At 41.9% G+C, this 3,856-nt stretch carries 4 protein-coding genes; all 4 read right to left on the bottom strand.

The genetic code is table 11. The features are described from left to right. Nucleotides 1-253 precede the first annotated feature (253 nt). On the bottom strand, nt 254-1,120 hold the full coding sequence (locus OQ5_RS0107300; protein WP_016776856.1) for an aminotransferase class IV: 867 nt from the start codon (nt 1,118-1,120) through the stop codon (nt 254-256). A gap of 5 nt (nt 1,121-1,125) precedes the next feature. Next, nucleotides 1,126-1,755 (bottom strand): rhomboid family intramembrane serine protease, encoded by a 630-nt coding sequence (locus tag OQ5_RS0107305; protein ID WP_016776857.1) that lies wholly within the window; start codon nt 1,753-1,755, stop codon nt 1,126-1,128. A gap of 71 nt (nt 1,756-1,826) precedes the next feature. Then, nucleotides 1,827-2,834 carry a DNA polymerase III subunit delta gene (holA, locus tag OQ5_RS0107310; RefSeq protein ID WP_016776858.1) on the bottom strand — a complete coding sequence of 336 codons (1,008 nt, stop codon included), beginning with the start codon at nt 2,832-2,834 and terminating at the stop codon, nt 1,827-1,829. 30 nt (nt 2,835-2,864) lie between these two features. Further along, on the bottom strand, nt 2,865-3,641 hold the full coding sequence (locus OQ5_RS0107315; protein ID WP_016776859.1) for an AMP nucleosidase: 777 nt from the start codon (nt 3,639-3,641) through the stop codon (nt 2,865-2,867). Nucleotides 3,642-3,856 lie beyond the last annotated feature (215 nt).

The following is a 3,856-nucleotide window of genomic DNA, read 5'->3' on the forward strand; positions in this document are numbered from 1 at the left end:
CCCCTAAATAGTGCGTATCTATAAACTTACAAAAATATTCTCACAATATGTGTGTCTGTTCAGAAAGTTAATAGTCAGTTAAAAAAAGCTTAAACACAGAGACGCAAAGACGCAAAGTTTTTATTATGAGAGAGTTGCATTTGCACCATTAATTGTGTAAACAATTAATTACCAGACATCTGCAAAAGTTTAACGGAGTATTGTAAAGTACCATTTGCTGTGTTACGCTCATCTAATATCTGACCTCCAGCCTCTAACCTCCATGTTTCAGTTCTTCATTAAGCCACCGTGTAATTGCTTTGGGCATCCGGTTGTAATAACGTTTGGTTTCAAATGCAACAACCCATTTTACACCACTTATTGAATTGCTCAGAAATATTTCATCCGCTTCAAGTAATTCTTTTGTTGTTGCTCCGATTGTCTCTTTTACCGGAATATCGTTTAAAGTGGCAAACTTCAGAATTTGTTTTCGCATAATGCCGTTTACACATCCGGCCGAAATTGCAGGCGTGAATAATACATTATCTTTTGTCCAGAAAAGATTGGAGCTTATGCTTTCTATCCACTTTTTATTCTGGTTCATTATCAGACAGTCGTCGTAGTGGTTCTCCTTGTTGTATATGCCTGCAAGGATATAGGGGGTTGACGAAAGGATTTTAAAAGGGGCGGTCAGACTCCACACTTTAGGAAATCCGTCAAAAGTGCCTATTCTAAGTCCTTCTTCATTCAATCTAAAGCCTTTATTTTCGAGGGGAGTGGCTTCTATGAGCCAGGCCGGGCTATTTGTTTCGGGTGTGTATAGACCACCGTCGCGGCGAAAAACCGTCAATCGAACCCTGGCATCGTTAAAAATACGATTACGCACAATAAGTTTCTCTATGTGTTCTTTGAGGATTTCGGGAGCGGGTAATCCTGCAACCGTCATCTTCATAATTGACATTCCCTGTACCAAACGATTGTAATGGTCATCAAAAAAGAGTGGTTCGGTTTTGTGGCAACGAATGGTTTCAAACAGTCCGTCGCCATATCTGAAAGCTCTGTTCTCCGGAGAAAAGAGAGCTCTTCCGCATTCGTACTGATGACCATTCAGAACAAGATATTTTTTAGTTCCGGGAGGCATATCATTTAAAAGTTAAAACTCAGTAACTGGTTGAAAAAATGAATGGCCAGTTTCGGCTCATACAGCAGCGGGAAAACAAGTCCGTACAATGCGCCGTAATAATGCGCGTCATGGCCGATGTTGTCAATGTTTTTGCCGGCCATATATTTGGAGTAAATGATGTACAAAACACCAAAAATAATTCCGGGAATCGGAATAATGCCAAACAATAATATGGGATTATAAGGATCGAAAAGGATGGATGTAAAAACCACTGCCGAAACAGCTCCCGATGCACCCACAGCATTGTAATGCGGATTGTCCTTTTCTTTTCCGAGAGTGGCCAGCGTGGAGACTACAATGGCACTTACAAACAGAATCAGATATCGTATGGTCGTTCCCCCGTCGAAAGCGGCCTCGAAATAGTACAAAACCACTCTGCCAAAGGAGTAGAGAACAAACATATTGATCAGCAGATGTATCCAGTTTCCGTGTACAAACCCGTAAGAAAGAACGCGGTAATATTCTTTGCGGTGAACAATTTGCCAGGCATTAAACTGAAGTTTGCCCATCACATCGGGACGGCTGAAGGCAAAAATGCTGATAACCGAAATAACTATGATGATAATTAGATTAATATCCAGTCCTAAATTCATAAATTGTTGATTTTATTTGTATTAAATAATGGTAGATGTGCTCAACCCCCAAATTCCCGACTCCGAAACCCCTAATGCATTATCTTAAATACCAGTTCCTGGAGCAAATCTCCATCTGAGGCAGAATTGTTGTTAAAACCTTTCGATCGCAAATCGTACTCACGTAGCAGGGAGATCACCTGACGGCTCTTTTGCCAGTTGAAGCGTCTTGCTGCTGCCCTGTAATCTTTTACAAAGAAGGGAGGTATTCCTAACACCGAAGCGATGTTCCGGTCACTCTTGTCCGGAGTTACTATATACACCAAAAGTTTTCTGAAAAAATGGAACAACACACCAATGGTTAGAACCATTGGATATTCGTTCGGGTTTTGTCCGAAAATCCGAACAATCTGATTGGCTTTTACCACATCGCCCCGGATGATGGCATTCTGAAGTTCAAAGTTGTTGAAATCCTTACTGATACCGATGTAATCTTCTACGTGTTTGGGCGTGATGATTTTTACATCTTTTCCGACGGCCACTTTCAGTTTGTCAAGGGCTTTGACGATATTGCTGAGCTTTGTCCCCAGGTGGTCGACCAGCATGACATTGGCTTTTGGCTCGATGTTGAGCCCCATCTTTGTCAGGTAGTCGTTAATCCAGGGCCCCACCTGATTGTCGTACAGCTTTTTTGTTTCAAGAGTGATAAATTCTTTTTTGTTGAGAGCCTTCCAGGTTTTTGTACGTTGATCGAATTTAGCGCGGTAGTTGATGACAAGTATGGTGGTGGGTGCCGGTGCTTCAAGATAGGTGGCAAGCGGATCAAAGTCTTTGATGTTTTGGGCTTCCTTAACGATGACCACCTGGCGGGGAGCCATCATAGGATAGCGTCGCGCTTCATGGACAATGTCCATGGCGGTTATATCGCGCCCGTATAGTATGGTCTGATTAAAAGCCTTCTCTTCTTCTTTTATGGCATGTTTGGCAATGTAATCGGTAATATAATCCGCAAACCAGGGCTCTTCACCCACCATAAAATACACCTGGGCGAAATTTCCTTTTTTAAGTTGTGAAACTATGTCCTCAAATTTGAGCTTCATAAATCGGTCTTTGAAACGACAAAGTTATAATTAACTGTCAAATTTAAGGTGTTTCACCGATTTTCCGTTGTTGATGATCTCCTGGAGTGAGTCGATGCCAATCTGCAAATGTTGTTCCACGAATTCACGCGTTACTTTCTGGTCACTTTCGGCGGTTTTAATACCGGTTGAGATCATTGGCTGATCGGATACGAGCAGGAGCGCACCGGAAGGAATGGAGTTGGCAAATCCCACGGTAAATATGGTAGCCGATTCCATATCGATGGCCATAGCTCTTGTTTTGGCAAGATATTTTTTAAAGCGGTCGTCGTATTCCCACACTCTTTTGTTGGTGGTGAATACTGTTCCTGTGTAATAGTCTCTACCGTAATCACGAATGGTTGTCGACACTGCACGCTGAAGACTAAAGGCCGGGAGGGCGGGTATTTCAGGCGGCAGGTAATCGTTGGAAGTACCGTCGCTGCGAATGGCGGCTATGGGAAGTATCAGATCACCCAGGGTGTTTTTTCTTTTTAGTCCGCCGCACTTGCCCAGGAACAAAACAGCATTAGGATTTATGGCACTTAGAAGGTCCATGACAGTGGCTGCGTTCGGACTTCCCATCCCAAAATTGATGATCGTAATACCTTCGGCACTGCAGTTAGGCATGTTGTGGTTTTCACCCAATATGGGCTGGTTGTGCCATTTGGAAAAGAGTTCTACATAATGTTGAAAATTGGTCAGAAGAATGTGTGTGGTAAAATCTTTGAGAGGGCGACCGGTATAACGCGGAAGCCAGTTTTCCACAATTTCCTGTTTGGTCTTCATTTTTTTCGGTTTTTTACGAATATAGTTTATTTTTTGTGGGTGTAACGTATAATGTTCTTAATTTTGCGGGTTCTACCATGAATTTAATGATAACTTGCAATTGTTTATATGTAGTTAAAATATAGTTTAATGCAGTTTATGTGTTGTATTTTAGTTTTCAATAGCTGGAGATTTATCAGCTTTCAAAAGAGTTGGTTAAGGATATTTAACCTGCA

The organism is Anaerophaga thermohalophila str. Valhall (genome assembly GCF_000250735.1).
Taxonomy (GTDB): Bacteria; Bacteroidota; Bacteroidia; order Bacteroidales; family Marinilabiliaceae; genus Anaerophaga; species Anaerophaga thermohalophila_A.

Bases quoted from the DNA above. Each gene is read 5' to 3' on its own strand.
- OQ5_RS0107300 (WP_016776856.1), bottom strand. From the start codon at position 1,120: ATGCCTCCCGGAACTAAAAAATATCTTGTTCTGAATGGTCATCAGTAC.
- OQ5_RS0107305 (WP_016776857.1), bottom strand. From the start codon at position 1,755: ATGAATTTAGGACTGGATATTAATCTAATTATCATCATAGTTATTTCG.
- holA (WP_016776858.1), bottom strand. From the start codon at position 2,834: ATGAAGCTCAAATTTGAGGACATAGTTTCACAACTTAAAAAAGGAAAT.
- OQ5_RS0107315 (WP_016776859.1), bottom strand. From the start codon at position 3,641: ATGAAGACCAAACAGGAAATTGTGGAAAACTGGCTTCCGCGTTATACC.